This window comes from Halorubrum xinjiangense (assembly GCF_049604745.1).
GTDB lineage: Archaea > Halobacteriota > Halobacteria > Halobacteriales > Haloferacaceae > Halorubrum > Halorubrum xinjiangense_A.
This window is the reverse complement of the sequence record NZ_CP187140.1, coordinates 1,892,412-1,916,273: the sequence shown is the minus strand read 5'-3', so window position 1 is coordinate 1,916,273 and position 23,862 is coordinate 1,892,412. Positions and strand designations below refer to the sequence as shown.

23 protein-coding genes and 1 tRNA gene are annotated in these 23,862 nt (G+C 70.0%); 13 read left to right on the top strand and 11 right to left on the bottom strand.

The window, feature by feature from the left end:
* Positions 1-17: 17 nt before the first annotated feature.
* Positions 18-1,721, bottom strand: coding sequence for an HVO_2922 family protein (locus ACOZ35_RS10890; protein WP_424013611.1), 1,704 nt, complete (start codon positions 1,719-1,721; stop codon positions 18-20).
* Between the two features lie 129 nt (positions 1,722-1,850).
* Here ACOZ35_RS10890 and ACOZ35_RS10885 point away from each other — a divergent pair, with 129 nt between their 5' ends.
* The 4 genes from ACOZ35_RS10885 to ACOZ35_RS10870 all read left to right on the top strand — a co-directional run bounded on the left by ACOZ35_RS10885 (position 1,851) and on the right by ACOZ35_RS10870 (position 7,717).
* Positions 1,851-3,032: an amidohydrolase family protein gene (locus ACOZ35_RS10885; protein ID WP_424013610.1), complete on the top strand. Its 1,182-nt coding sequence runs from the start codon at positions 1,851-1,853 to the stop codon at positions 3,030-3,032.
* A 509-nt stretch (positions 3,033-3,541) separates the two neighbouring features.
* Positions 3,542-5,719: an NAD-dependent DNA ligase LigA gene (ligA, locus tag ACOZ35_RS10880; RefSeq protein WP_424013609.1), complete on the top strand. Its 2,178-nt coding sequence runs from the start codon at positions 3,542-3,544 to the stop codon at positions 5,717-5,719.
* A gap of 70 nt (positions 5,720-5,789) precedes the next feature.
* Positions 5,790-6,905, top strand: coding sequence for an ATP-binding cassette domain-containing protein (locus ACOZ35_RS10875; RefSeq protein WP_424013608.1), 1,116 nt, complete (start codon positions 5,790-5,792; stop codon positions 6,903-6,905).
* Positions 6,902-7,717, top strand: a complete 816-nt coding sequence (locus tag ACOZ35_RS10870) for an ABC transporter permease subunit (RefSeq protein ID WP_424013607.1) — start codon at positions 6,902-6,904, stop codon at positions 7,715-7,717. The genes ACOZ35_RS10875 and ACOZ35_RS10870 overlap by 4 nt, the downstream gene beginning before the upstream one ends.
* Positions 7,718-8,260: 543 nt before the next feature.
* Here the strand turns inward: ACOZ35_RS10870 and ACOZ35_RS10865 are convergent.
* Positions 8,261-8,334, bottom strand: a tRNA-Val gene (locus tag ACOZ35_RS10865).
* 61 nt (positions 8,335-8,395) lie between these two features.
* Here ACOZ35_RS10865 and ACOZ35_RS10860 point away from each other — a divergent pair.
* The 3 genes from ACOZ35_RS10860 (at position 8,396) to ACOZ35_RS10850 (ending at position 10,211) form a co-directional block, all read left to right on the top strand.
* A complete protein-coding gene (locus ACOZ35_RS10860; protein WP_424013606.1) occupies positions 8,396-8,884 on the top strand; it encodes a DUF192 domain-containing protein in 489 nt (162 codons plus the stop codon).
* A 97-nt stretch (positions 8,885-8,981) separates the two neighbouring features.
* Positions 8,982-9,398: an SHOCT domain-containing protein gene (locus tag ACOZ35_RS10855; protein WP_424013605.1), complete on the top strand. Its 417-nt coding sequence runs from the start codon at positions 8,982-8,984 to the stop codon at positions 9,396-9,398.
* A 132-nt stretch (positions 9,399-9,530) separates the two neighbouring features.
* Complete coding sequence (locus tag ACOZ35_RS10850; protein WP_424013604.1) at positions 9,531-10,211, top strand: hypothetical protein; 681 nt, start codon at positions 9,531-9,533, stop codon at positions 10,209-10,211.
* Positions 10,212-10,259: 48 nt separating this feature from the next.
* Here ACOZ35_RS10850 and ACOZ35_RS10845 read toward each other — a convergent pair whose 3' ends face one another.
* The 4 genes from ACOZ35_RS10845 to ACOZ35_RS10830 all read right to left on the bottom strand — a co-directional run bounded on the left by ACOZ35_RS10845 (position 10,260) and on the right by ACOZ35_RS10830 (position 14,744).
* Positions 10,260-11,405: an ABC transporter ATP-binding protein gene (locus ACOZ35_RS10845; RefSeq protein ID WP_424013603.1), complete on the bottom strand. Its 1,146-nt coding sequence runs from the start codon at positions 11,403-11,405 to the stop codon at positions 10,260-10,262.
* Positions 11,406-11,516: 111 nt separating this feature from the next.
* Positions 11,517-12,458 carry a carbohydrate ABC transporter permease gene (locus ACOZ35_RS10840; protein ID WP_424013602.1) on the bottom strand — a complete coding sequence of 314 codons (942 nt, stop codon included), beginning with the start codon at positions 12,456-12,458 and terminating at the stop codon, positions 11,517-11,519.
* Positions 12,455-13,501 (bottom strand): carbohydrate ABC transporter permease, encoded by a 1,047-nt coding sequence (locus tag ACOZ35_RS10835; RefSeq protein ID WP_424013601.1) that lies wholly within the window; start codon positions 13,499-13,501, stop codon positions 12,455-12,457. Before ACOZ35_RS10835 ends, ACOZ35_RS10840 begins: the two co-directional genes overlap by 4 nt.
* Before the next feature lie 10 nt (positions 13,502-13,511).
* Positions 13,512-14,744, bottom strand: a complete 1,233-nt coding sequence (locus ACOZ35_RS10830) for an ABC transporter substrate-binding protein (protein ID WP_424016060.1) — start codon at positions 14,742-14,744, stop codon at positions 13,512-13,514.
* Between the two features lie 385 nt (positions 14,745-15,129).
* On the opposite strand from ACOZ35_RS10830, the gene ACOZ35_RS10825 reads away from it, so the two are divergent.
* From ACOZ35_RS10825 to ACOZ35_RS10810, 4 genes are all read left to right on the top strand, one after another.
* Complete coding sequence (locus ACOZ35_RS10825) at positions 15,130-16,179, top strand: AAA family ATPase (RefSeq protein WP_424013600.1); 1,050 nt, start codon at positions 15,130-15,132, stop codon at positions 16,177-16,179.
* Positions 16,176-16,862 carry a protein sorting system archaetidylserine decarboxylase gene (locus ACOZ35_RS10820; protein ID WP_424013599.1) on the top strand — a complete coding sequence of 229 codons (687 nt, stop codon included), beginning with the start codon at positions 16,176-16,178 and terminating at the stop codon, positions 16,860-16,862. The genes ACOZ35_RS10825 and ACOZ35_RS10820 overlap by 4 nt, the downstream gene beginning before the upstream one ends.
* A 99-nt stretch (positions 16,863-16,961) precedes the next feature.
* Entirely contained in the window at positions 16,962-17,612 is a 651-nt protein-coding gene (locus ACOZ35_RS10815; RefSeq protein ID WP_424013598.1) for an HVO_2922 family protein, read from the top strand.
* Between the two features lie 99 nt (positions 17,613-17,711).
* Positions 17,712-18,935, top strand: coding sequence for a DNA primase (locus ACOZ35_RS10810; protein WP_424013597.1), 1,224 nt, complete (start codon positions 17,712-17,714; stop codon positions 18,933-18,935).
* A 95-nt stretch (positions 18,936-19,030) separates the two neighbouring features.
* Here the strand turns inward: ACOZ35_RS10810 and ACOZ35_RS10805 are convergent, their stop codons facing one another.
* The 5 genes from ACOZ35_RS10805 to ACOZ35_RS10785 form a co-directional block, all read right to left on the bottom strand.
* The gene (locus tag ACOZ35_RS10805) at positions 19,031-19,246 is read right to left on the bottom strand and encodes a DUF7472 family protein (RefSeq protein WP_424013596.1); all 216 of its coding nucleotides are present in this window, start codon (positions 19,244-19,246) and stop codon (positions 19,031-19,033) included.
* Between the two features lie 61 nt (positions 19,247-19,307).
* Positions 19,308-19,499 (bottom strand): hypothetical protein, encoded by a 192-nt coding sequence (locus ACOZ35_RS10800; RefSeq protein ID WP_424013595.1) that lies wholly within the window; start codon positions 19,497-19,499, stop codon positions 19,308-19,310.
* A gap of 123 nt (positions 19,500-19,622) precedes the next feature.
* On the bottom strand, positions 19,623-19,964 hold the full coding sequence (gene rpl12p / locus ACOZ35_RS10795; RefSeq protein WP_424013594.1) for a 50S ribosomal protein P1: 342 nt from the start codon (positions 19,962-19,964) through the stop codon (positions 19,623-19,625).
* Between the two features lie 16 nt (positions 19,965-19,980).
* Positions 19,981-21,027: a 50S ribosomal protein L10 gene (locus ACOZ35_RS10790; protein WP_424013593.1), complete on the bottom strand. Its 1,047-nt coding sequence runs from the start codon at positions 21,025-21,027 to the stop codon at positions 19,981-19,983.
* On the bottom strand, positions 21,024-21,662 hold the full coding sequence (locus tag ACOZ35_RS10785) for a 50S ribosomal protein L1 (protein ID WP_424013592.1): 639 nt from the start codon (positions 21,660-21,662) through the stop codon (positions 21,024-21,026). The genes ACOZ35_RS10790 and ACOZ35_RS10785 overlap by 4 nt, the downstream gene beginning before the upstream one ends.
* A 294-nt stretch (positions 21,663-21,956) precedes the next feature.
* Here ACOZ35_RS10785 and ACOZ35_RS10780 point away from each other — a divergent pair, with 294 nt between their 5' ends.
* Both ACOZ35_RS10780 and ACOZ35_RS10775 read left to right on the top strand, forming a co-directional pair.
* The gene (locus tag ACOZ35_RS10780; RefSeq protein ID WP_424013591.1) at positions 21,957-23,501 is read left to right on the top strand and encodes an acyl-CoA carboxylase subunit beta; all 1,545 of its coding nucleotides are present in this window, start codon (positions 21,957-21,959) and stop codon (positions 23,499-23,501) included.
* The gene (locus ACOZ35_RS10775; RefSeq protein ID WP_424013590.1) at positions 23,501-23,809 is read left to right on the top strand and encodes a hypothetical protein; all 309 of its coding nucleotides are present in this window, start codon (positions 23,501-23,503) and stop codon (positions 23,807-23,809) included. The genes ACOZ35_RS10780 and ACOZ35_RS10775 overlap by 1 nt, the downstream gene beginning before the upstream one ends.
* Positions 23,810-23,862 lie beyond the last annotated feature (53 nt).

Genomic DNA, 23,862 nt, shown 5'->3' with positions numbered 1-23,862 from the left:
ATCGACCGTATTACCCCTTACTCGCTCGCGTCGACCGTCTCTGTCTCCGCACCGGGAGCGTTCCGCTTCACCGACGTGATCCCGTCGACCGCGTTCGGCCGGGAGGCGTACCCTTCGCCGGAGTCCGCGACGATGTTCCCGTTGCGGTGGCGGAGCCGCCAGCGCCAGTCGCCGCCCGCGTCCTCGTATATCTCGAAGGCGGCGCTGCCGACGTCCAACACGTCGGCCTCGGAGGCGTACTCGCGTATCCGACCGATCGCGTCCCGCGCGTTCGACTTGGAGGCGTACCCCTCACCGGGGTCGGCGATGATGTTCCCGTTGTCGTGGCGGAGCCGCCAGCGGTACTCCCCGGCGGCGTCCTCGTATAGCTCAAAGGCCGCGTTCGAGCTCCCGCTCTCCGTCTCCTCGCCGTCGACTTCGAGGGCCGCCTCGGCGGCGTTCGATCGCACGCTGTCGAGCCCCTGCCGGGCCTTCGACCGGGAGGAGTACTCCTCGCCGGAGTCAGCGAGGATGTTGCCGTTCTCGTGGATGAGCCGCCAGCGCCAGTTACCGTTCACGTCGCGGAACATCTCGAAGGCGGTCGGGTCGACCTGGAGGTAGTCCGCGGCGGCGACGTGCTCGCGGATCCGGCCGAGCGCGCGCTCCGCGTTCGACTTGGAGGAGTACCCCTCGCCGGAGTCCGAGATGATGTTCCCGTTGTCGTGGACGAGCCGCCAGCGCCAGTCGCCGCCCGCGTCCTCGAACAGTTCGAAGGTCGCCTTGCTCGCGATTTCCTCGTCGTCGCTCGGGACGGCCACGTCCGGCTCCGCGGCGTCTTCCGGCTCGGGACCGTCGTCGTCGGCGACCGCTTCGGCCTCCGCGACGGGCGTCTCGATCCGGAGGAGGCCCGCGCCGAGCGCGTTCCGCCGCACGCTGTGGAGCCCCTGCTGGGCCTTCCCGCGGCTGCTGTACCCCTGGCCCGACGTCGCGATGACGTTGCCGTTGCGGTGGCGGAGCCGCCAGCGCGGCTTCCCGCTCGCGTCCTCGAACAGCTCGAACCGGGCCTTGCTCTCGCGCAGCGACGCGGCCGCGGCCTCCGCGGCCGTCCGTTCCTCGCGGGCCGCTTCGAGGTCCGATTCGGTCGACGTCAGTTCCTCTCGGGCGGTCGCCAGCTCGGACTCGGTCGACTTCAGCTCCTCGCGGGTCGCGTCCAGCTCCTCGCGGGTCGACTCCAGCTCCGCGGTCGTCTCTTCGGCCGCGTCGGTCGCCGCGGCCGCCTCGCCCCGCATCCGGTCGTAGTCCTCGTAGACGGGGTCGGAGAGCAGCGGCACGACCGTCCCCGCGAGTCCGATGAGGAACAGGCCGACGCCGTAAACGGCGATTATCGTCGTCTCGCCGGTGGTGGTGGACCAGCCGCCGGGGAAGATGTTCACGAACCACACCACGCCGAGGACGCTGACGGCGGTTCCGAGGTACCCGAGATACGTCCCCGTCCGGCGGAGCGGGAACCGGATCACGGCGCCGAGCATGATGAACGGCGGCGCCAGCGCCGCCAGCGCGTACCCGATGCCGCGGGTTGTCGTCGCCGAGTCGGTGAGGAAGAACACGACGACGCCGGCGAGGCCGAGCAACACCCCGAACCCGAACAGCCAGTAGCCGTTCACCTCGTCGGTCGTCGTCGGCGTTCCGATCCGTCGCTCGTACAGTCCGCCCTCTTGGGTTGGTTGGTCATCACTTGCCATACTCGGGTCAACTCCGGCTATCCGTTTATAAGTAGGGGCGGTAGGCGCGGTTTCGGTCGGCCCCCGCCCGACCTGCTCCCGACTTCCGCGACCCGAGCGTTTACCATCTCAAGGATCCCTCGTGGTGGTATGTACGTACTGCGAGGCGGTCGCGTGGCGGACGTCGCGGTGACCCGCGAGGCCGACGTGGCGGTCGCGGACGGCGAGGTCGTCGCGGTCGGCGAGCCGGAAGCGGTCGACGAGGCGGTCGCGGCGCGCGACGGCGAGTCCACCGAGGTCGACGTGGGGGGACAGGTCGTCGCGCCCGGGCTGATCGACGCGCACGTCCACGTCATGATGGACGGGCGCCCGGACGTCTCGACCGCGGTCTCGGACAGCGACTACACCGCGAGCTACCGGGCCGCGAGCAACCTCGAAGCGGCCGTCTCGGCCGGCGTCACGACCGTCCGCGACCTCGGCAGCCGCGGGACGCTCGCGCTCGACGCGGGCGAGGCGGTCGCCGCCGGCAAGATCGACGGCCCGCGCGTCCTCGCGTGCGGCCGCAACGTGATCATGACCGGCGGCCACGGCAACTGGTTCGGCCGGGAGGCCGACGGTCCCGCGGAGGTGCGGAAGGCGGCCCGCGAGCAGCTGAAGGCGGGCGCGGACGTGCTCAAGTGTATGGCCACCGGCGGCGTGCTCACTGAGGGCGCGGTGACGGGCGCCCCCGAACTGACGCCCGAGGAGCTTGAGGCGTTCACCGACGCGGCCGCGCCGACCGACACGCCGACCGCGGCCCACGCCCACGGCGAGGTGGGGATCAAAAACGCCGTCGAGGCCGGCATCTCCAGTATCGAGCACGGGACGTTCATGGACCGCGAGGCGGCCGAGATGATGGCCGAGCGCGGCACCTACTGGGTGCCGACCGCGAGCGCGCTCCGCGGCATCGTCGACAACGGCGTCGAGGCCGGCATCCCCGAGGACGCCGTCGCGAAGGCCGAGGACGCCGCCGACCGCTTCGACGACGCGTGGGACCACGCCCTGGAGGCCGACGTTCCCATCGCGATGGGCACCGACGCGGGCACGCCGTTCAACTTCTTCGAGGAGATTCCCCAGGAATTGGCGTACATGGTCGACTACGGCCTCTCGCCCGAGCGGGCGCTGGAGGCTGCGACGGTTAACGCCGCGGACCTGCTCGGGCTCGACGACGTCGGGCGCGTCGCGGAGGGGTATCAGGCCGACCTCGTCGTCCTCGACGCCGATCCGACCGAGGATGTTGAGGCGTGGCAGGACCCGGACGCGGTGTTCGCGCGCGGCGAACGCGTGGAATAGGAGAATTCAGTCTGGTCTGAGCCTTATAAGCGACCGACGGCGTCGCAGTCGAGGGTTGATATCCGAACGGCGATTCTGCGATGGGCGATTCGAAAAGCTCAGCCGTTCGCTTATAAATAGCCGTTAGCGGATCGACGGCGAACACCTCCAAAGCCCCAGTCGCGAGGACGTCGCACGCTCGCTGTGCTCCTCACTCGATCGCTCACTTCGTTCGCTCCCTCGTTGCGGTGCTTGCGTCGCCTGCGACGTCCTCGCGACTGCCCCTTTGAGTCCCGCCCCGCACAGCAACCGCACCTCACACCTCCCCAGCCTCGTCGGCCGCCCTCCGCTTCGCTCCGGGCGACCGACTCCCTCGCGCGTGCTGCTCGGCCGCAAAGCGGCCTCGCAGGCACGCGCCGACCGCACCACGCGTTCATTTATAAATTGTCTCGCCGCCGCCGATCTGCGTCCCCGGCCGCGGAGCGAGTCGAACGGTCGCTTTTAACCCGAGTAGCCGCAAGGATCGGTCGATGACGAGCGCGCAATCCGGGTCGTCGGCCCGGCACGCGGACCCGGACGAGAACCCCTACGTCGAGGACCCGCCGACCGACTTCGACCCGGTCGCCGACCTCTCCGCGGACGAGGCCGCCGAGCAGGCCGAACTGCTCCGGGCGGCGGTCCGCGAGCACGACCACCGGTACTACGTCGAGGCCGACCCCCTCGTCTCGGACGAGGAATACGACGTGCTGTTCGCCCGGCTGGAGGAACTCGAAGCCGCGTTCGACCTCCCGACCGAGAACTCTCCGACCCGCCAGATCGGCGGCGCACCGCTCAACGCGCTGGAGACCGTCGAGCACGTCGCGCCGATGCTCTCCATCGACAACGACACCGACGCCGCGGCGGTCCGCGAGTTCGACGAGCGCGTCCGCGAAGGGCTGGCCGACGCGGCCGACGCCGGCGACCTCGACGGCTTCGACCCGGCCGACCTCGCGTACGTCTGCGAGCCGAAGTTCGACGGCCTCTCGATCGAGGTGATCTACGAGGACGGGGAGTACGTCCGCGCGGCCACCCGCGGCGACGGCCGCGAGGGCGACGACGTCACCGAGCAGGTCCGGACGATCCGTTCGGTCCCCGGCCGCCTGCGCGGCGACGACCACCCCGACCGGCTCGTGGTCCGCGGCGAGGCCTACATGCCCCGCGACGCCTTCGAGGCGTACAACGAGGCCCTGATCGAGCGCGGCGAGGAGCCGTTCGCGAACCCGCGCAACGCCGCGGCCGGCACGCTCCGCCAGCTCGACCCCGCGGTCGTCGCCGAGCGCCCCCTCGACGTCTTCTTCTTCGACGTGCTCGCGTGGGAGGCGGGCGACGGCCCGGAGCGCCCAGCGCGCCACCGCGACGCGCTCGACGCGTTCGCGTCGCTCGGCCTCCGCCGGAACGACCGGGTGGCGATCGTCGACGACATCGAGGCCGCGATCGACTACCGCGACGAGATACTCGCCGCCCGCGACGACCTGAACTACGCGGTCGACGGCGTCGTGATCAAGGTCGACGCCCTCACGCACCGCGAGGCGCTCGGAAGCACGTCGCGCGCGCCGCGCTGGGCGTTCGCCCACAAGTTTCCGCCGCGGACCGCGACGACGACCGTCGAGGGCGTCACGGTCCAGGTGGGACGCACCGGACGACTCACGCCCGTCGCGGAGCTCGCCCCCATCGACGTCGGTGGCGTCACCGTCTCGCGCGCGACGCTCCACAACCCGGCCGAGATCGAGGCGATCGGCGTCAACGTCGGCGACCGCGTCCGGATCTATCGCGCCGGCGACGTGATCCCCTACGTTCCGGAGGTCGTCGAGAAGCGCAGCGAGGGGACCTACCAGTTCCCAGACGAGTGCCCCGTCTGCGGGGCCGCAATCGAGCGCGACGGGCCGCTCGCGTTCTGCACCGGCGGGCTCGGCTGCTCGGCGCAGCTCGATCGGGCGGTCGAACACTGGGCGCGACGCGACGCGCTCGACGTGGAGGGGCTCGGCCCGGAGCGCGTCGAACAGCTCCGCGAGGCCGGCCTCGTCGAGTCGCTCCCAGATTTATACGACCTGACCGCCGAGGAACTCGCCGACTTGGAGGGGTGGGGCGAGACGAGCGCCGAGAACCTGATCCGCGAGCTCGACGCGACCCGGAACCCGCCGCTCGACGACTTCCTCGCCGGGCTCGGGATCCCGGACGTGGGCGCGACGACCGCCCGCGCGCTCGCCGCGCACTTCGGGACGCTCGACGCGCTTCTCGACGCCGACGAGGACGCCCTCCGCGAGGTCGACGACGTCGGCCCCGAGGTGGCCGAATCGATCCGGACGTTCCTCGACACCGAGGAGAACCGCGCGGCGATCGACGGGCTCCGCGAGCGCGGCGTCGACCCCGAGCCGTTCGAGACCGACGCGGGCGACGGAGCGACCGACGCGCTCGACGGCCTCACCTTCGTGTTCACCGGCTCGCTGTCCGTCCCACGGAGCGAGGCCCAGGCGCACGTCGAGGCGCGCGGCGCGAACGCCACGTCGAGCGTCTCCGGGAACACCGACTACCTCGTCGCGGGCGAGAGCCCCGGGCAGTCGAAGCGCGACGACGCGGCCGCCGAGGACGTGCCGGTCGTCGACGAAGATGGGTTCGCCGACCTGCTCGCGGAGCGTGGCGTCGGCTGGCCGCCGGGCGACGACGAGTAGCGCCGCGACGAGCGGGCGACGCTCGCCCGGACCCGCAACCCTTTATCAAGCCACGCCGGAACCGAAGGGTATGACCGCCATCGAGCTGCGGGGCGTGACCAAGGAGTTCGCCGAGGTCACGGCCGTTCGCGACCTCGATCTCACCGTCGAAGACGGCGAGGTGTACGGGTTCCTCGGGCCGAACGGCGCGGGCAAGTCCACGACGATCGACATGCTCTTAGACCTCGTCCGCCCGACCGCCGGGACGGTCCGCGTCCTCGGCGCCGACGTCGCGACCGACGGGGTCGAAATTCGGCGCCGGACGGGCGTGCTCCCCGACGGCTTCTCGGTGTACGATCGGCTTTCGGGTCGGAAACACGTCGAGTTCGCCGTGGAGTCGAAGGACGCGGACGACGACCCGGACGCGCTCCTCGACCGCGTCGGCCTCGCCGACGCGGCCGACCGCTCCGCCGGCGAGTACTCGAAGGGGATGCGCCAGCGGCTCGCCCTCGCGATGGCGCTCGTCGGCGAGCCGGACCTGCTGATCCTCGACGAGCCCTCCTCCGGCCTCGACCCGGCCGGCGCGAAGGAGATGCGCGAGATCGTCCGCGCCGAGGCCGAGCGCGGCGCCACCGTCTTCTTCTCGTCGCACATCCTCGAACAGGTCGACGCCGTCTGCGACCGCGTCGGCATCCTCCGCGACGGCGAGCTCGTCGCCGAGGACTCCGTCGAGGGGCTCCGCGAGGCCGTCGGCGGCGAGGAGACGCTGGAGGTCGCGGCTGCGGGCGCCGACGACGACGCGGTGGCGGCGGTCCGCGCGCTCCCCGGCGTCTCCGGCGTCACCCGCGACGGCGACGAACTGGTGGTGAACTGCGCCAGCGACGCGAAGACGGACGTCATCGCCGCGCTGGAGGACGCCGGCGTCGCGGTCGCCGACTTCCACACCCGCGAGGCCTCGCTGGAGGACCTCTTCTTAGCGTACACGGAGGGCGACGCGGCGAGTTCCGAGGCCGCGACCGACCCCGATTCGACGGATTCCGCCGCGACCGACGACGGCGTGACAGATGCCGATTCGGCGGACGCCGATGTGACGGACGACGGTGTGACAGATGCCGATGCGACGGATGCCGACGCGACGAACGATAGCACGACGGGCGCCGATCCGCCGGCCGACGACGAGTCGGCGGCGGAGGAGGTGGACCGATGAGCCTCACCGCCATCGCCCGGAAGGACTTCCGGGAGACGGTCCAGTCGCGCGGCATGATCGCCCTGGTGGTGCTGTTCTCGCTGCTCGTCGCGGCGTTCGCGTACGCCGTGCGGCCGACCGGCCAGAGCGAGCAGTTCGCCACGGAACTGCTGTTGAGCGCCTTCGTCGGACGCTTCCTCGTCACAACGCTCGTCCCGCTCGTCGGCGTCGTCGTCGGCTACAACGCGGTGAGCGGCGAGCGCGAGTCCGGCTCGCTGAAGCTCCTCCTGTCGCTGCCGCACTCGCGGGCCGACGTAGTCCTGGGGAAGGTCGCCGGCCGCGGCGCGGCGCTCGCGCTCGCGGTGTTCGCCGGCTTCCTGCTGCCCGCGCTGGTGTTGATCGCTGCGCCGGTCGCGTTCAACGCCGGCGCGTTCCTCGGCTACACCGTGTTCGCGGCCGCGCTCGGCGTCGTGTTCGTCGCCATCTCCGTGGGCTGCTCGGCCGCGTCGTCGACGCAGCGCCGGGCGCTCATCGGCGGCGTCGCGATATACGTCCTCTTCGTCCTGCTGTGGGGCCCCCTCACCGGCCAGCTGGTCGGGGCCGCCGGTTCGGTGATCGACGCGCTGCCCGTGTCCGCGGCCCAGATCGACGTGTTCCTCCGGGTCTCGAACCCGACGACCGCCGTCGAGGCGCTGTCGAACGCGTTCCTCGGCGGACAGCTGTTCAGCGGCGACACCCTGAACCAGCAGCTGTCGGCGGCCGCGATGTTGGTCTTCTGGACGCTCGCGCCGCCGCTCGCCGGGCTGTTAAAGTTCGACGCGGACGATCTGTAAGGAATCGGCTCGCGAAATCGTTCGGCACAGGAAGTGGGCTCGGGCGGGTTCGAACCGAAATCGGACGTGCTCGCTCGCTTCGCTCGCTGCGCGCGACCGATAGGGTTCGAACCACACCCCTCCGTTCCTGCGGCTCGCGAAATCGTTCGGCACAGGAAGTGGGCTCGGGCGGGTTCGAACCGAAATCGGACGTGCTCGCTCGCTTCGCTCGCTGCGCGCGACCGATAGGGTTCGAACCACGCCCCTCCGTTCCTGCGGCTCGCGAAGTTGCTCGCCGCAGGAAGTGGGCTCGGGCGGGTTCGAACCTCGGTCGCTCCCGTTCGCTCGCTCCGCTCGCTCACCTCCCGCTCCCTGATTCGAACCCGCCCTCAAACACGCACGTTGCTGTCGCTCGCGGAGTTGCTCGCGACAGCAACAGTGGGCTCGGGCGGGTTCGAACCGAAATCGGACGTGCTCGCTCGCTCCGCTCGCTGCGCGCGACCGATAGGGTTCGAAACGCGCCCTCGCAGACATTTCTGTGACTCACTTCGTTCGTCCCAGAAATGGGCTCGGGCGGGTTCGAACCGCCGATCTCAGCCTTGTAAAGGCCGCGTCATAACCAGCTAGACCACGAGCCCTCACCCGTTTGAACCCGCCGAGAGCGGAAAACGATTTCCTTCCGCGACGCGAACCCCGACCGTGAACCGCCGCCTCGTCGGGGTCGCGGCCGCGCTCGCGCTCGTCGCCCTCCTCGGAGTCGCCGTCGCTGCCGCGAACCCGGCCCTCCTGATCACCGGCTACGACACGACCACGGTCGAGGCCGTCGACGGGGAGACGGGCGAGTCGCTCGCGACCGTCGAGGCCCGAGTCGCCGACGGCTTCGTGAAGCAGTACGTCGGGCTCTCCGCGACCGACGAGCTCGAGAACGGCGAGGGGATGCTGTTCGTCCACGGCGACTCCGCGGAGCGCGCCTACGTGATGCGCGACATGGAGTTCGCGCTCGACATCGTCTTCGTCGACGGAAACGGGACGGTCACGACGATCCACGAGGCCGAACCGGAGTCGCGGCCGCTCACGCGCTACGAGGGGACCGGGCGGTACGTCCTCGAAGTGCCGCGCGGGTGGAGCGACCGCCACGGCATCGAGGCGGGCGACCGGCTGGTGATCGAGGACCGCGAGGGGGCGTGACGATCGCCGCGGCTCGCCGCGGACCACCGCGCCCCGCCGCGGACCACCGTGCCCCGCCGACGAAACCGCTTTCCGCCTCGCAGGCGTCGCTGCGACCATGACCGGACTCGCCCACCGGGTCGCGTGGAACCTCCGCCACCGCTGGCGGCGGGTGTTCGCGCTCTGCGTCGTCGGCGCCGGCGTCGCCGCCCCGCTCCTCACCGGCCTCTGGTGGACCCTCCCGCTCGTGTGGTTCTTCGGCCTCGTCATCCTCCTCCCCGTCCTCCACACCCTGACGAAGCCCGTCCCGGACGACGACCCCGACGAGCGCGAGGACGCGACCGGCGACCCCGCGCTCGACGCCCTGCGCGAGCGGTACGCCAACGGCGACATCGACGAGCGGGAGTTCGAGCGTAAGCTCGACCGCCTGCTGGAGACCGAAGACGCCGAGACGGTCGCCGATCCGGGCGACGGCGACGTCACCGACCGCGTCCGCGAGGGGGTCCGACGCGAGATGGAGCGGCTCCGAGAGTGACCGCCCCGCGCCTCGCGCCGCGGGCGCGACCGACACCGTTTTGCGGACCGGCGGCGACGCGGTCGAACGTGTTCGAACCGACCGACAGCCGGCGGACGCGCGGGACCGCCGGGCCGCCGCGGGGTGCGTGAGATGTTCCTCGAAGCCCTCCGTTACCCGTTCGCCGACCGAGCGCGGCTGGACGGCACCGCGACGTGCCTCGCGGCGCTGTTCGTCGCCGGCGCCCTCCTCCGGATCGCGGTCCGCCTCTGGCCCGACTGGGCGCTCGCGGCGCCGCTCCTGCTCGCCGTCGGCCCGCTCGCCGTCTTCCTCGGCCTCGTCGGCGGCGTGCTCGCCGGCGACGGATTTCCACCCGTCGCGACGAGCACGACGGCGCGGCTCGCGGGGCGGCTCTCCGGCGTCGCCGCCGTCTACCTCTCCCCGGCGGTCGTCACCGTCGCCGGCGTCGGCTACGTCGTCGCGGCCGGGCGGGTCCCGAGCGCGCTGAGCGGCGTGGGGCTCGCGACGCTCTCGACCGTCGCGCTGCTCGTCACCGTCGTCTGCGCGTACCTCTTCCCGTCGGCGGCCGCCGTGAGCGTCCGCGAGGGGCTCCGCGCCGGCCTCCGCCGGGAGGCGCTCACTGGGACCGCCTCCAGCTCCTACTTCCTCGCGTGGGTCGGCGCGACGGTCCTCGTCGTCGTCGCGTGGACCGCGCTCGCGGCGACGGCAACCCGGAGCGTCGCGGCGCTGCTCGCCCTCAGCTGGAGCGCGTACGCCCACGTCGCCGCCGCGGCGCTGCTCGCCGACGGCGTCGACCGGACGAAGTACTGGTGAGTCGGCGCGAGGGAACGCTTCGAAAAAACCCGCAACGGCGCGCGCCGTTCAGAGGTCGATCTGGTCGGCCGCGTCCTTCATCGACCGGTTGTGGAGCGCCTCGCCCGTGCTCCGGTCGAAGAGGTGGATCGCGTCCTCCGGGATCCGCGCGGTCACCGTGTTGCCCTCGCTGACCTGGTTGAACCCGTCTATCGTCGCGACGAGCGTCGACGCGTTCTCGGGGTCGACGTCGGGGTCGAAGTGGAGGTACACCGTGTTCTCGTCGCCCATCGGCTCGACGACGTCGACGATGGTCTCGAACTCGTGGTCGCCGGCCTCGTCGACGAGCTCGACGGCCTCGGGGCGGATCCCGAAGACGAGGTCGGTCGCGTCGCCGAGGTCCGCCCGGACGTCCGCATCGATCGGGTACTCGAAGACGTCGCTCACCAGCCGGTCGCCCTCCAGTGTCACGTCGAAGAAGTTCATCGACGGCTCGCCGAGGAAGCTCGCGACGAACTGGTTGGCCGGCTCGTGGTAACACTCCAGCGGCGTCGCGATCTGCTGGAGCTCGCCGCCGTCGAGGATGGCGATCCGGTCGCCCATCGTCATCGCTTCCGTCTGGTCGTGGGTGACGTACACCGTCGTCACGCCGAGGTCGTTCTGGAGCCGCTGGAGCTCGGTTCGCATCTCCGCGCGGAGCTTCGCGTCGAGGTTACTGAGCGGCTCGTCCATCAGGAACACCTCGGGGTCGCGGACGATGGCGCGGCCGAGCGCGACGCGCTGCTGTTGGCCGCCGGAGAGGTCGCTCGGCTTCCGGTCGAGCAGGTTCGAGATGCCGAGCATCTCGCCCGTCTCCGAGACCATCTGGTTGATCTCGTCGTCCGGGAGGTCCGTCGACTCCTCCAGCCCGAACGACATGTTCTGTCGGACGCTCATGTGCGGGTAGAGCGCGTACGACTGGAACACCATCGCGATGTCCCGGTCCTGTGATTTCACGTCGTTGACGACGCGGTTGTCGATGCTGAGCGTGCCGGCGGTGATCGTCTCCAAGCCGGCGATCATCCGGAGCGTCGTGGACTTCCCGCAGCCGGAGGGACCGACGACGACGAGGAACTCGCCGTCGTCGATCGACATCGAGACGTCGTCGACCGCGACGATCTCCTCGTCTCCGTCCTGGAACGTCTTCGTTATCGAGTCGAGTTCAAGCGTTGCCATGTCTTTGTGTTGTGGTCGGTGTCGTGTGGTCGTTCGCGCGCCGCGCCGCCTCGCAGTCTGGCCGCCGTCGTTCCGGGCGACGGCTGCCGCCGGCCGATGTCGACGTTCGGGTCACGCCGCCACCCCCTCGGCGAACTCCTCGCCGAAGAAGATGTACACCGCCAGCGTCGGCAGCGCCGCGAAGAACGCCCCGGCCATCCGGAGCGCGAAGTCCTGCCCCTCCAGCGAGGTCCCGAGGCCCGCTAAGATCAACACGACGGGCGCCGCGGGGCTCGACTCCGTCGAGACGAGCACCAGCGTGAACAGGAGGTCGTTCCAGATCTGGGTGAACTGATAGATGAGGACGACGGCGAACATCGGGCCCGACAGCGGGAGGACGATCCGGCGGTACACCCGACGGAGCGTCGCCCCGTCGAGGCGGGCCGACTCGATCATCTCCTCGCTCATCGTCTTGTAGTACGTCCGGAACAGGAGCGTACAGATCGGGATCCCGTAGGCGACGTGGGTGATCACCAGCTCGACGATGCCGGCGTAGTCGTTCGAGACGCCGAGCGCCCAGACGAACGACAACACCTGGTCGAGCTGGGCCCACTGCGACCAGAACTGGGTCAGCGGCACCAGCACGGCCTGGTACGGGATGAAGATCCCGGCGATGATCAACATTAGCACCACCGCCTTGTACGACTTCTTCCAGGTCGGGATCGTCAGCCCGTACGCCGTAACGCTCCCGACGACCGCCGAGATGACCGTCGCGGGCACGGCGTACAGCAGGCTGTTCCCCATCCCGCGAAGCAGGGCGTCGATCGCCGTCTGCCACTTCTCGAAGGTGAATCCGGACGGTCCCGGCGGCGCGAACGGCGCCGTCTCGATGATCGCGGTGCCGGTCTTGAACGACGTCACCAGTCCGGACTCGATCGGGACGAGGTAGAACGCCGCCGCGAAGAGCAAGACGACGTACAGGCCGGCGTCCTCAGCCGTCATCTGGTCGAGGGTCCGGCGCAGTCGCGCCGTCTTCGTCGCGCCGCCGTCGGTTCGAGGTTCTGTGTCGCTCATAGGTTATCCCTCCGGTATTCGTAGACGAGGTACGGGCCGATGACGGCGAGCGCCATCCCGAACAGGACGATCGCGATCGCCGCCCCGTACGCCCAGTTGAGGTTCGCGTACGCCTCGCGCACCATCTTCGTCGCGAGGATGTCGGCGCCGTTCGGCGGCCGGTACCCCCCCGTCAGCGAGTAGAGGAAGTCGAACGCCTTCATGCCGAACACCATCAGCACGACGGCGGCGCTGATGGTCGCGCCCTTCAGCTGGGGAATGATCACGCGCCAGTACATTTTCAGGGTCGACGCGCCGTCGACCTTGGCCGCCTCGTAGTGCTCCCTCGGAATCGCGCGCAGGCCCGCGAGGTACACGACCATCGCGTACCCCGAGAACTGCCACATCAACGCGAAGATGATCGCGTAGAGGACGATGTCCTGATTGCCGAGCCAGCTCACCGGCCCGAGGCCGAACGTCCCGATGACGTTGTTGGCGATCCCGTTGTTGTAGTTGTAGATCCACAGCCAGAACTGGGCCGTGACCACGAACGAGAGGCTCATCGGCAGGAGGTAGATCGTCCGGAACGAGTTCTCGAACCGGATCCCCCTGTCGATCAGGATGGCCAGCAGGAGGCCGACGACGAGCGTTCCCGCCGTGAACAGGATGAGCAGGATGAGCGTGTTGACCGCGGCGTCGATGAACCCGGAGTCCGCGAGCGCCCGGGTGTACATCTCGAAGTCGAGGTCCGAGTAGTCCGGGGCGTTCTCGAAGCGCTGGTAGTCGGTCAGCGAGATGAGGAGGTTCCAGATGACCGCACCGTAGACGAACAGGCCCATCAGCAGGAACGGGGGGAGCCAGAATATCGACGACTCCATGAAGTCGCTCCCGAACCGCCGGTCTAGGGCCGCTTTGAGGCGCGTCGTCGCGTCTCTGTCCGGCTCCGTCGGCGGGTCGGCGGTGGGGCCGTCGCTCACGACGCCCCCGTCGGCGCGGACCTCGTCCCCGTCGTCCCCCGAGGAGGGCCTGATCGTCCGGTACAATCGACGGTAAAAATCGAGCATCTGGTCGTGCTCAGTTCGACACCGCGTCCAGGAAGCCCGTCGTCGCCGCGTCGACGTTGTACGGGCCGGTGAACTCCGAGGAGATGACGTCGTTGAGCTCCGTCATCGTCTCGGAGGGGACGCCGAGCCCGTGCTGGAGGTTCGGCGGCCGGTACTCCGCGTTCGCGAAGTCCTCGGCCGTCTCCTGGAGGTACGGACCGAACTCCTCCATGCTCACGTCGGTGCGGGTCGGGATCGAGCCCTTGTACTGGTTGAACGCGATCTGCGCTTCGGGGCTGCCGACGAACGCCTCCCAGGTCTTCGAAGCCTCGGGCGTCGGGTTTTCGGCCGGGTAGATGAACGAGTCGAAGTGGAGCGTGTACATCCCCTCCGTGCCGGGGAACGTCTTGAAGCCCCAGTCGTCATCGTAGTCGAAGTCCTCGGCGTTCCGGAACGCGCCGGCCGCCCAGTTGCCCTGATGGATGAAGGCTGCGTCGCCGTTGATGATGTTCTGGTTCGACTCGGTCAACGCGATCGAGGACGCGTCGTCGCTGATGTAGTTCTCCAGCATCTCCGCGGTCGTCTCGAACGCCGACCGGACGGCCTCCTCGTCGCCGTTGCCCTCGAGGAAGTCCATGTACGGCTGGTAGCCGTTCTCGCCCAGCATCACCGCGCCCCACAGCTGGGTCGTCGTCCAGGTGCCCGCCATCGCGTGGGTCATCGGGATCGCGTCGGTCTCGGTCGAGACCGTCTCCAACGCGTCGATGAACGCCGCGGGGCTGTCGAGCGAGTCGACGTCGACGCCCGCGTCCTCGACGACCGAGACGTTGTAGAAGAGGCAGTTCAGCCGGTGGGAACCGAGCGGCACGGCCCGGTAGCTGCCGCCCTGCTGGTGGAGTTCGACGGCCTCCTCGACCATCGCGTCCTCGAAGCCGTTCTCCTCCCAGACGTCGTCGACGCTGCCGAGGACGCCCTCGTAGCGCTCGAGGTTCGGACCGGGCCACCCGGCGAACGACCCCGGCGGGTCGTCGCTCTGGAGCCGGTTCGCGACCACGGCGTCGAGGTTCTGGTTGCCGCCGCCGCCGATGGCGTTCATGTTGAGGCCCGTGTCGGAGTGCGCCTCGTTGAACGCCTCCTCGAGCGCGTCGGCCGCCGCGGCGCCGTCCCCGCCGGTCCAGCCGTGTAGTACTTCGACGGGGTCACCGCCGTCACCGCCGTCGCCACCGTCGCCGCCGTCACCGCCGGAACAGCCGGCGATCCCCACGGTTGCGAGGCTCCCGGCGCCGGCAACGTAGTGGCGACGGGTGAGTCCACTCTCCGAATCGGCACTGTTGTCACGTGACATGTGTTCGCAAATTCGGCAGGCCTGTACTTAACGATTGATGTTCATTTACTCAAAATACTATTAAAAACTCAGAACGGATGAGAACGGTGGATAGCATTTCTAACCGGTTTTACGAGAGTAACCTCGGCTATCGGGCTCCCGTCGACACCCCATTTCTAAACGATTTACAGGGGGGCGATCGTAACGAAATGGCCGCGGTCGCGACCGGCTCGGGATGTGCACTTCCTGCCGATCCCGGGGGTGGCTCGCCGTCTCGGCGCGCCGACCGACCGATTCTTGAGCGCCCGGACCGGACCCACACGGCATGGACGGACCGCTGTGGATAGACACGCACGCGCCCGACCTCGACGAGATCCGGCAGGACGAGGCCCGCGACCGCCTGCGCCGGGCCGTCGACGAGCCGATGAACCTCGTCGTTCAGGGGCCGCCGGGGGTCGGCAAAACCGCGGCGGCGCGGGCGCTCGCCGACGCCTCGCACGCCGACCCGGACGCCGACCTGATCGAGATCAACGTCGCCGACTTCTTCGGCCGAACGAAAAAGGAGATCCGGACCGACCCGCGCTTCGAGGGGTTCCTCGCGGGGCGGAGCAGCATGGCAAAACGCGACATGATAAACCGCGTGCTGAAGGAGTCCGCGTCGTACGCGCCGATGTCCGGCGAGTACAAGACGATCCTCTTGGACAACGCGGAGGCGATCCGCGAGGACTTCCAGCAGGCGCTGCGTCGCGTGATGGAGAAGCACCACCGGACCACCCAGTTCGTGATCGCGACCCGCCAGCCCTCGAAGCTCATCGCCCCGATCCGGTCGCGCTGCTTCCCGGTCCGCGTGCGCTCGCCGACGACCGACGAGACGATCGACGTCCTCGAGACGATCTGCGACCGCGAGGGCGTCGAGTACGACGCCGACGGGCTGGAGTTCGTCGCCAGCGCGGCCGGCGGCGACCTCCGCGAGGCGATCCTCTCGGCGCAGGCGACCGCGGTCGAGGGCGACGAGATCACCATGTCGACCGCCTACGAGACGCTGGGCGAGGTCGGCGACGACGACGCGCTCCGCGAGGCGCTCGCCGACGCCCGGAGCGGCGACCTGAAGGACGCGCGCTCGACCCTCGACGACCTCCTCGACGAGGGGTACGACGGGCAGGAGCTGCTCCGCGAGACGCTCCGCGTCGCCCGCGCCGGCTCCGAGTACGGCGGCGACGACCTCGCGCGGCTCCACGCGCTCGCGGGCGAGGCCGACCTCGACATGTCCGACGGGCTCCACGACACGACCCACCTCGTCCACCTGCTCGCGGCGTGGGCGGCGGGCCGGACAGAGCTGTCGCCCGAACTGCGGGACGCGGAGGTGGCGCCGTGAGCCGGAGCCCGCCGCTCTCGCGGCTCCTCCCGTTCCCGGTCGTCGACGCGGCGTGGGACTTGGCGCTCGTCCCGGCGCTCGCCGGTGCCGTCGCGCTGCCCGTCGCCCCGCCGGTCGGCGCCGCGCTCGTCGCGCTCGCGCTTGGGGTCCTCTGGTTCCACCGCGACCCTGAGCGCGACCCGCCGACGGGCGAGGAGACGGTCGTCTCCCCGGCCGATGGCACCGTCTCCGTGGTGCGCGAGGAGGGCTCGCGGCTCCGCGTCGGCGTGTTCATGAACGTCACCGACGTCCACGTCAACCGCGCGCCGCTCGCGGGCGAGGTCCGCGAGGTGCGTCACCGCCCCGGCGCGAACCGCCCGGCGTTCGACAAGGAGTCGGACCGCAACGAGCAGGTCGCGATCGACTTCGGCGAGTACGAGCTGCTCGTCATCGCGGGCTGGTTCGCCCGGCGGATCCACCCGTCCGTCGAGGCGGGCGACCGCGTCGAGCGCGGCGACCGCGTCGGCCACGTCTCGTTCGGCTCCCGCGCCGACGTGGTGTTGCCCGCGGCCGTGACCCGCGAAGACCTGCTGGTCGCCGAGGGCGACAGCGTGCGCGCGGGCGAGACGATCATCGCGGAGCGGCCGGACGACGACGCGGAGCCGTCGGACGCCGACGCGGAGCGGTCGCGCAACGGGAGCTGAGCTCTCCGTCGCACGGTGGAAGGGAAGCTCGCCGCCGCGCGACCGACCCGACCGAGTCGGGCCATACGCTTTTGTTTCGAGCGCGAGACCGTTTCGCTGATGTCAGACGAGATCATCCACGAGTCAAAGCGGTCGCGGACCCGACAGGGACTGGCCACGTACCTCCGCCGGATCGCCCGGGCGCTGGGGCGCGGCGAACCGGTCCCGGTCGACGACGCCGGCACGGTGACCGTCGACGCGGGTGCGACGGGCGACGTCGAGGTCGAACTCGAACGCGAGGACGGGACGGTCCACTTCGAGATCGAGATGGAGTGGCCAGACGAGGCGGCCGCGGTCGACGAGGACGCGGCCGCGAGCAAGGCCACCTTCGAGCTGTACGCCGACAGCGCCGACCAGTTCCGCTGGCGGCTCCGCCACGACAACGGCAACATCATCGCCGACGGCAGCGAGGGCTACGCCGACAAGCGCGACGCGAAGTCCGGGATCGAGAGCGTCCAGCGGAACGCGCCGGGCGCGCACGTCGTCGACGTCTCCCGCGACGAGGAGGCCCCTGACGAGGGGGGCAGCGACGCGACGTTCGAGCTGTACCGCGACAAGGCGGACGAGTACCGCTGGCGACTCGTCCACGAGAACGGCAACATCATCGCCGACGGCGGACAGGGGTACGCCTCGAAACAGAAGGCAAAACAGGGGCTCCGCAGCGTCAAGTCGAACGCGCCGGGCGCGGCCGTCGAGGAGACGGACGAGTAGCCGTCGAGGAGCCGTCGCCGGCCGGCTCTCGTCCCTCGCCGGCCCGACCGACCGCGGACCGCACCGCTTATTCGCCGGCCCTCACTACCTCGGGCCGACATGGACGCGCTCGACGCCAAGTACCCGTTCTTCGCGAGCGCCCGCGAGGCGGTCGCCGAGGCCGCGGTGTCGCTGCCGGAGCTCGTCGCGGCCGACGCCCCGGCCGTCGACCGCGCCCGCGAGCGCGTCGAGCGCGCCCTCCTCGAGGGGACCGTCGCCGCCGAGAGCGGCGAGTTCCCCGGCGAGTCGGCGGCCGACACGCAGGCGGAGCTGCTCTCGTACCCCATCGCGCGGATTCTCGTCTCGCTGCTCGACTCCGAGCCCGCTATCGAGAAGTACGCCGCCGCGGAGGCGGCGACCGCCATGGAGCGGGTCCGCCGCGACCTCGAGACCGACGACGAGCTGCGGTCGGTGTCGTCCGCGACGGTCTCGCTCGACGACCTGCTCGCCGAGTTCGACCTCGCGGACGCCGTGCGCCCCGACGCGACCGCGCCGGCCGGCGTCCGCGGCGGCGCGGGAGGCGGGACGGCGGGAAGCGGGACGGCGGGAAGCGGGACGGCGAGCGGCGCGACCGGAGGTGGTCCCACCGGGAGCGGTTCCGGACGCGACCCCGACCACTACCGGATCGACGTCGGCCCGTACCTCCGGCTCACCTCGCCCGAGTGGGGCGACTCGTGGCGGCTCGTCAACCGCGCGCTCGCCAACGGCGCGGTGCGCGTCTCCCGCGAGGAGCTGCTCTCGGCGCTGGAGGCCGCCGTCGAGGCGCGGGTCGCCGAGGGGCTCCCCTTCGAACTGGGCGCCGACGAGGAGATCGCTGAAGCGTTAGAGTCGCGCGTCGCCGACCTCCGGCGGCTGCTCTCCGAGCGGACGTACGCCGAGCCGCCGGACGTCGTCGCCCCCGCGCTGTTCCCCCCGTGTATGACGAACCTGATCGAGAAGGCCGAGCGCGACGCCGCGCTCTCCGCGGCCGAGTCGTTCGCGCTGATGGCGTTCCTCGTCGGCATCGGCATGACGCCCGACGAGGTCGTCGCCTTCTGCGCGGACACGAGCCTCGACGCCGAGGGGATCCGCTACCAGACCGAGTACCTGACCGACGATCGGGGAACCCAGTATCCCCCGCCCACCTGCGAGACGCTCGCGAACTACGGGATCTGCCACAATGAGGACGACCACATGCAGGTGGCGGCCGACCCCCTCTCGTACTACGAGAAGCGGGTGGCCGCCGCCGACGACGTGACCGACTGGCGGGACGGACGCGAGGCTGCCGAGGCGGAGGAAGACTGAGGGGACGGGCGCGAGACTGCCGGGGCGGAGGAAGCGTAAACGCCGCGTGTCGGACGCGGAAGACGACCGAAAAGAGCGGCGACGGCCTGGGCGGCTTACGACTCGTCTTTCGCGCGCATCAGGTACGTCCCGACCCCGGCCATGAGGAGGACGAACCCGGCCAACAGCGCGACAAGCGCGATCGCCCCCGCCTCCGGGAGGACCGTCGACCCGCCGAAGGTGACCCCGATGGCGATCAGCCCGACGATGAACATCGCGGCCGCCGCCAGCGAGACCGTGATCTGCCGACGGAGCTCCGCGTCGATTTCCATGAGTGCGGCTTCCCGTCGCCGCTAAAAAAGGACTTCGATGAGCGCCCCGCCCGCCGGCCGCTCACGTCGCCAGGTGCGTGATGTCCCGCCGCAGGGTGTACCCCTGCGGCACGCCGACGATCTTCAGACACTCCTCGCACAGCACCCGCTCGTAGTCGCGGTTGGTCTCCTTCTCCAGCAGGGAGACGTCCGCGAGCGGGAACACCGACTCGCACCGGTCGCACTCCGCCTTGTCGCCGTCGACGATCTTCATCGCCTCCCCGTTTCTGCGATCGATATATAAAATCGCGGACGGCGTTATCACTCCGGATACTGACGCGTCGCGAAAAATCGGTGATCGGTCGACGGGGTCTGCGTCGGGGAGTCGCGCGCCGGCTCAGCCGAAGAGCTCGCCGAGCCCTTCGCCGCCGTCGCCCTCCTCCTCGTCGTCGTCGTCCGCCTCGTCGGCGGCCTCGTCCTCGTCGTCGTCATCGTCGTCGTCGTCCGCCTCGTCGGCGGCGGCGTCCGCGGAGCCGCCCGCGGACGCGCCGGCGGCCGGGGCCGCGGCGGCCGTCTCGATGGCCTCCTCGATGTCGACGTCCTCCAGCGCGGCGACGAGCGCCTTGACGCGGGACTCCTCGACGTCGACGCCGGCGGCTTCCAGCACGCCGGTGACGTTGTCTTCGTTGATCTCTTCGCCAGTCTCGTTCAGGATGAGCGCAGCGTAAACGTATTCCATTGGTGTGTACCTCGTGTTATCCGAACATCGCGCCGAGTCCTTCCCCGCCGTCGTCGCCGTCGTCGTCGTCGGCGTCGTCGTCGGTGTCGGCCGTCTCGGCGTCTTCCGTGTCTTCGTCCGCCTGTTCCTCCTCGTCGGCGTCGTCGGCCGCCGGCTCCGCCGCCGGCGCGGCCTCGACGCCCTGGAGCTCCTCGGGGAGCGCCTCCTCGTCGTCGATCTGGGTCGCGAGCGCGCGCAGCTGGGCGTCGGCCTTCCCGATCAGGTCGGGCACGACGTCCGGGCTCTCGATCTCCGCGAACAGGCCGACGGACTTCGCCTCGCCGGACCCCTTCGCGAGAAGGGTGCCGGCGGTGGCGGCCGTCGGGTACGCGGCGTTGACGGAGAGGTTGCGCGCGGCGGCCGCGGCGGACTGGATGTCCGCGCGGTACTCGTCGACGTCGAGTTCGAGCTCGTCGGGCTCGAACAGCACGCCCTCGGAGTAGACGGCGCGTAAGTCGAGGCCGACCTCCTTGGGCTCGATGCCGAGCTCGACGAGGACGTTCGCGAGGTCGTTGTCGACGACCTCGCCCTCCTCCAGCACGGTCGAGTCCTCGGTGACCTTGATCGAGCCGTCCTGAATGCGGGCGGCCGCGCCCACGGTCTGGAGCTCGCCGACGAACGGCCCCGGGTCGACGCCGGTGTCGCCCTCGGGGATCACGATGTCGTTGGGGGCCACCTCGCCCTCGTTGATCGGGGCGGGGGTCTTCGAGGCTTCGAGCTGCTTGAAGAGGCCGAACGGGTTGTCGTTGGTGCCGACGAGCGCCACCTGGCCGCTGACGTACTCCGTCAGCTCCTCGACGCCGTCGTCGACCTCCTCGAGCGCCCGGTTCGTGAGCGTGTTGCGGCTCATGCGGACCGCGGCCGAGCCGTGGAGCTCCCGGCGCATGGCCTGGAGCTGCCGGCTCGGGATGCCGGCCACGCCGACGATCCCGACGGACTGGTAGGAGTCGATGAACTCGACGAGTTCGGCGACCTCCTCGCGTTTCCACTCCGGGATCGTCTCGGTCTTGCGGACCGAGCTCATACGGGCACCTCCTTCGCGGGACCCATCGTGGTCTTCACGTAGATCCCGTCGATGTTGAGCGGGCCCTTCTCGAGGTTCGCTTCGAGCCGCCGGATGATGACGTCGATGTTGTCCGAGATCGCGTCGGCGCCCATGTCCTCGGCGCCGACGCGGGTGTGGAACGTGCGCCGGTCGCGCGACCGGAGCTGCACCGTGTTCTTCATCCGGTTGACGGTCTCGACGATGTCGTCGTCCGGCTGCAGTGGGGTAGGCATCTTCCCGCGCGGACCGAGGACGGTACCGAGGTACCGACCGATGTCCTGCATCAGGTTGGCCTCCGCGACGAAGAAGTCGGTCTCGTCGGCGAGGTCCTTTGCGCGGTCGTCGTCGTCTCCTAAGTCTTCGAGGTCGTCGCTGTCAAGCACTTCGTCAGCAACTTCCTCTGCGCGGACGGCGGTTTCGCCCTCCGCGAAGACGACGATCTGTGTCTCCTGCCCCGTTCCAGCCGGCAGCACGACGGACTCGTCGATACGGTTCGACGGATCGTTGAGGTCGAGGTCTCGCAGGTTGATCGCGATGTCCACGGTCTCGCGGAAGTTCCGCTCGGGCGCATCGTCGAGTGCGAGGGTTACGGCCTCTTGTATTGTGTCTGCCATTTTCACCTCCGTAGTACGCAGGTCGCTCCTACGGGTCAGTGAAACAGGCGAAGCCTGTCTCATCGGAGAGTGGTCCATCGGAGGTTTAAAAGCGTCGAACCGCCCTTCCCCGTGTGAACCGGAGGCAGGGCCGCTCCGCGGCGGTCACGCCGTCGAGCGCGGTTCCTCCTCCGGCCGGCGGTTCTCCGGCCCGCCATTCGACGGGCGTCGAACGCCAAAACGTCGGATAGGGGAACCCTTTTGACGGCGCTCGCCGACGCACGAGGTAATGACGCAGGGTGGTCCGCTGTGACGATGGACGACCGTATCGAGGACCTCCGGGAGCGCCGCGAGCGCGCGGCGAAGGGCGGGGGCGAAGAACGGATCCAGTCGCAACACGACAAGGGGAAGATGACCGCCCGCGAGCGGATCGACTACTTCCTCGACGACGGAACCTTCCACGAGTTCGACCGGTTCCGCACCCACCGCAACCACACGTTCGGGATGGAGGAACAGCAGATCCCGGGCGACGGCGTGGTGACTGGCTACGGTGAGGTGAACGGCCGGAAGACGTTCGTGTTCGCGCACGACTTCACCGTCTTCGGCGGGTCGCTCGGCGAGGTGTTCGCCGAGAAGGTGTGCAAGGTGATGGACAAGGCGATGGACGTTGGCGCGCCCGTCGTCGGCCTCAACGACTCCGCGGGCGCCCGGATCCAGGAGGGGGTCGCCTCGCTCGGCGGCTTCGCGGAGATCTTCCGGCGCAACACGGAGGCCTCGGGCGTGATCCCCCAGATCTCGGCGATCATGGGCCCCTGTGCCGGCGGCGCGGTGTACTCGCCCGCCATCACGGACTTCACGTTCATGGTGAAAGACACCTCGCACATGTTCATCACCGGGCCGGACGTCATCGAGACGGTCACCGGCGAGGAGGTGAGCTTCGAGGAGCTGGGCGGCGCGGTCACTCACTCCTCGACCTCCGGCGTCGCGCACTTCGCGGAGGAGAGCGAGGAGGACGCGCTCGACAACATCGCGCGCCTGCTGTCGTACCTCCCCGCGAACAACGTGGAGGACCCGCCGCGGGTCGAGCCGTGGGACGATCCGGAGCGCGCGGACGACGAGCTCGCGGAGATCGTCCCCGACGCGCCCCGGAAGCCGTACGACATGAAGGACGTGATCGGCAGCGTGGCCGACGAGGGCTCCTTCTTCGAGGTCCACGAGAACTTCGCGAAGAACATCGTCGTCGGCTTCGCCCGCCTCGACGGCCACTCGGTGGGGATCGTCGCGAACAACCCCCGCGTGAACGCCGGCACGCTCGACATCGAGGCGAGCCAGAAGGGCGCGCGCTTCGTCCGCTTCTGTGACGCGTTCAACATCCCCATCCTCACCTTCGAGGACGTGCCCGGCTTCATGCCCGGCACGGACCAGGAGCACAACGGGATCATCCGCCACGGCGCGAAGCTTTTGTACGCCTTCTCCGAGGCGACCGTTCCCCTCCTGACCGTCATCACCCGGAAGGCGTACGGCGGCGCCTACTGCGTGATGTCGTCGAAGCACATCGGCGGCGACGTCAACTACGCGTGGCCCACCTCGGAGATCGCGGTGATGGGGCCGAAGGGCGCGGTCAACGTCCTCTACCGCGAGGAGCTGGCCGAGGCCGACGACCCCGACGCGCGCAGACAGGAGCTCATCGACGAGTACCGCGAGGAGTTCGCGAACCCCTACACCGCCGCGGACCGCGGCTTCGTCGACGACGTCATCGAACCGACCGAGACGCGCGCGCGCCTCATCCAGGACCTGAAGATGCTGAAAGGGAAGAGCTCGGACCAGCCCGCGAAGAAGCACGGCAACATCCCGATCTGATGGCGGTCGACGACGAGCCGGCCGATTCCGGGACGACCGCCGAGGAAGGGATCTCGCTCGCCGGCCTCTCGATCCCCGACGACGCCGGCGACGACGAGGCGGCCGCCATCGCCGCCGCGGTCGCCGCGCACCTCCGGGACGGCGAACTCGCCGCCGCGGCCGCCGCGAGCGACGCGGACGACGGGCGCGAGGAGGACCGCTGGGGGCTCACCGACCGGATCGGCCGACTCCACCGCCGTCGGGTGCGCGTCCCCGCCGACGCGCCCGCGGACCCGTGGACCGCGGCCGCGCGCAGCGACCGGTTCTGAGCCGCGGGCACGACGCGCAGATCTCCGCAGCCGCGTCGCGCTGGTTTTTCTGG

Bases quoted from the DNA above. Each gene is read 5' to 3' on its own strand.
- ACOZ35_RS10780 (WP_424013591.1), top strand. From the start codon at position 21,957: ATGGACGACCGTATCGAGGACCTCCGGGAGCGCCGCGAGCGCGCGGCG.
- rpl12p (WP_424013594.1), bottom strand. From the start codon at position 19,964: ATGGAATACGTTTACGCTGCGCTCATCCTGAACGAGACTGGCGAAGAG.
- ACOZ35_RS10875 (WP_424013608.1), top strand. From the start codon at position 5,790: ATGACCGCCATCGAGCTGCGGGGCGTGACCAAGGAGTTCGCCGAGGTC.
- ACOZ35_RS10805 (WP_424013596.1), bottom strand. From the start codon at position 19,246: ATGGAAATCGACGCGGAGCTCCGTCGGCAGATCACGGTCTCGCTGGCG.
- ACOZ35_RS10890 (WP_424013611.1), bottom strand. From the start codon at position 1,721: ATGGCAAGTGATGACCAACCAACCCAAGAGGGCGGACTGTACGAGCGA.
- ACOZ35_RS10845 (WP_424013603.1), bottom strand. From the start codon at position 11,405: ATGGCAACGCTTGAACTCGACTCGATAACGAAGACGTTCCAGGACGGA.
- ACOZ35_RS10840 (WP_424013602.1), bottom strand. From the start codon at position 12,458: ATGAGCGACACAGAACCTCGAACCGACGGCGGCGCGACGAAGACGGCG.
- ACOZ35_RS10785 (WP_424013592.1), bottom strand. From the start codon at position 21,662: ATGGCAGACACAATACAAGAGGCCGTAACCCTCGCACTCGACGATGCG.
- ACOZ35_RS10825 (WP_424013600.1), top strand. From the start codon at position 15,130: ATGGACGGACCGCTGTGGATAGACACGCACGCGCCCGACCTCGACGAG.
- ACOZ35_RS10870 (WP_424013607.1), top strand. From the start codon at position 6,902: ATGAGCCTCACCGCCATCGCCCGGAAGGACTTCCGGGAGACGGTCCAG.
- ACOZ35_RS10800 (WP_424013595.1), bottom strand. From the start codon at position 19,499: ATGAAGATCGTCGACGGCGACAAGGCGGAGTGCGACCGGTGCGAGTCG.
- ACOZ35_RS10790 (WP_424013593.1), bottom strand. From the start codon at position 21,027: ATGAGCTCGGTCCGCAAGACCGAGACGATCCCGGAGTGGAAACGCGAG.
- ligA (WP_424013609.1), top strand. From the start codon at position 3,542: ATGACGAGCGCGCAATCCGGGTCGTCGGCCCGGCACGCGGACCCGGAC.
- ACOZ35_RS10850 (WP_424013604.1), top strand. From the start codon at position 9,531: ATGTTCCTCGAAGCCCTCCGTTACCCGTTCGCCGACCGAGCGCGGCTG.
- ACOZ35_RS10815 (WP_424013598.1), top strand. From the start codon at position 16,962: ATGTCAGACGAGATCATCCACGAGTCAAAGCGGTCGCGGACCCGACAG.
- ACOZ35_RS10810 (WP_424013597.1), top strand. From the start codon at position 17,712: ATGGACGCGCTCGACGCCAAGTACCCGTTCTTCGCGAGCGCCCGCGAG.
- ACOZ35_RS10835 (WP_424013601.1), bottom strand. From the start codon at position 13,501: ATGCTCGATTTTTACCGTCGATTGTACCGGACGATCAGGCCCTCCTCG.
- ACOZ35_RS10855 (WP_424013605.1), top strand. From the start codon at position 8,982: ATGACCGGACTCGCCCACCGGGTCGCGTGGAACCTCCGCCACCGCTGG.
- ACOZ35_RS10775 (WP_424013590.1), top strand. From the start codon at position 23,501: ATGGCGGTCGACGACGAGCCGGCCGATTCCGGGACGACCGCCGAGGAA.
- ACOZ35_RS10885 (WP_424013610.1), top strand. From the start codon at position 1,851: ATGTACGTACTGCGAGGCGGTCGCGTGGCGGACGTCGCGGTGACCCGC.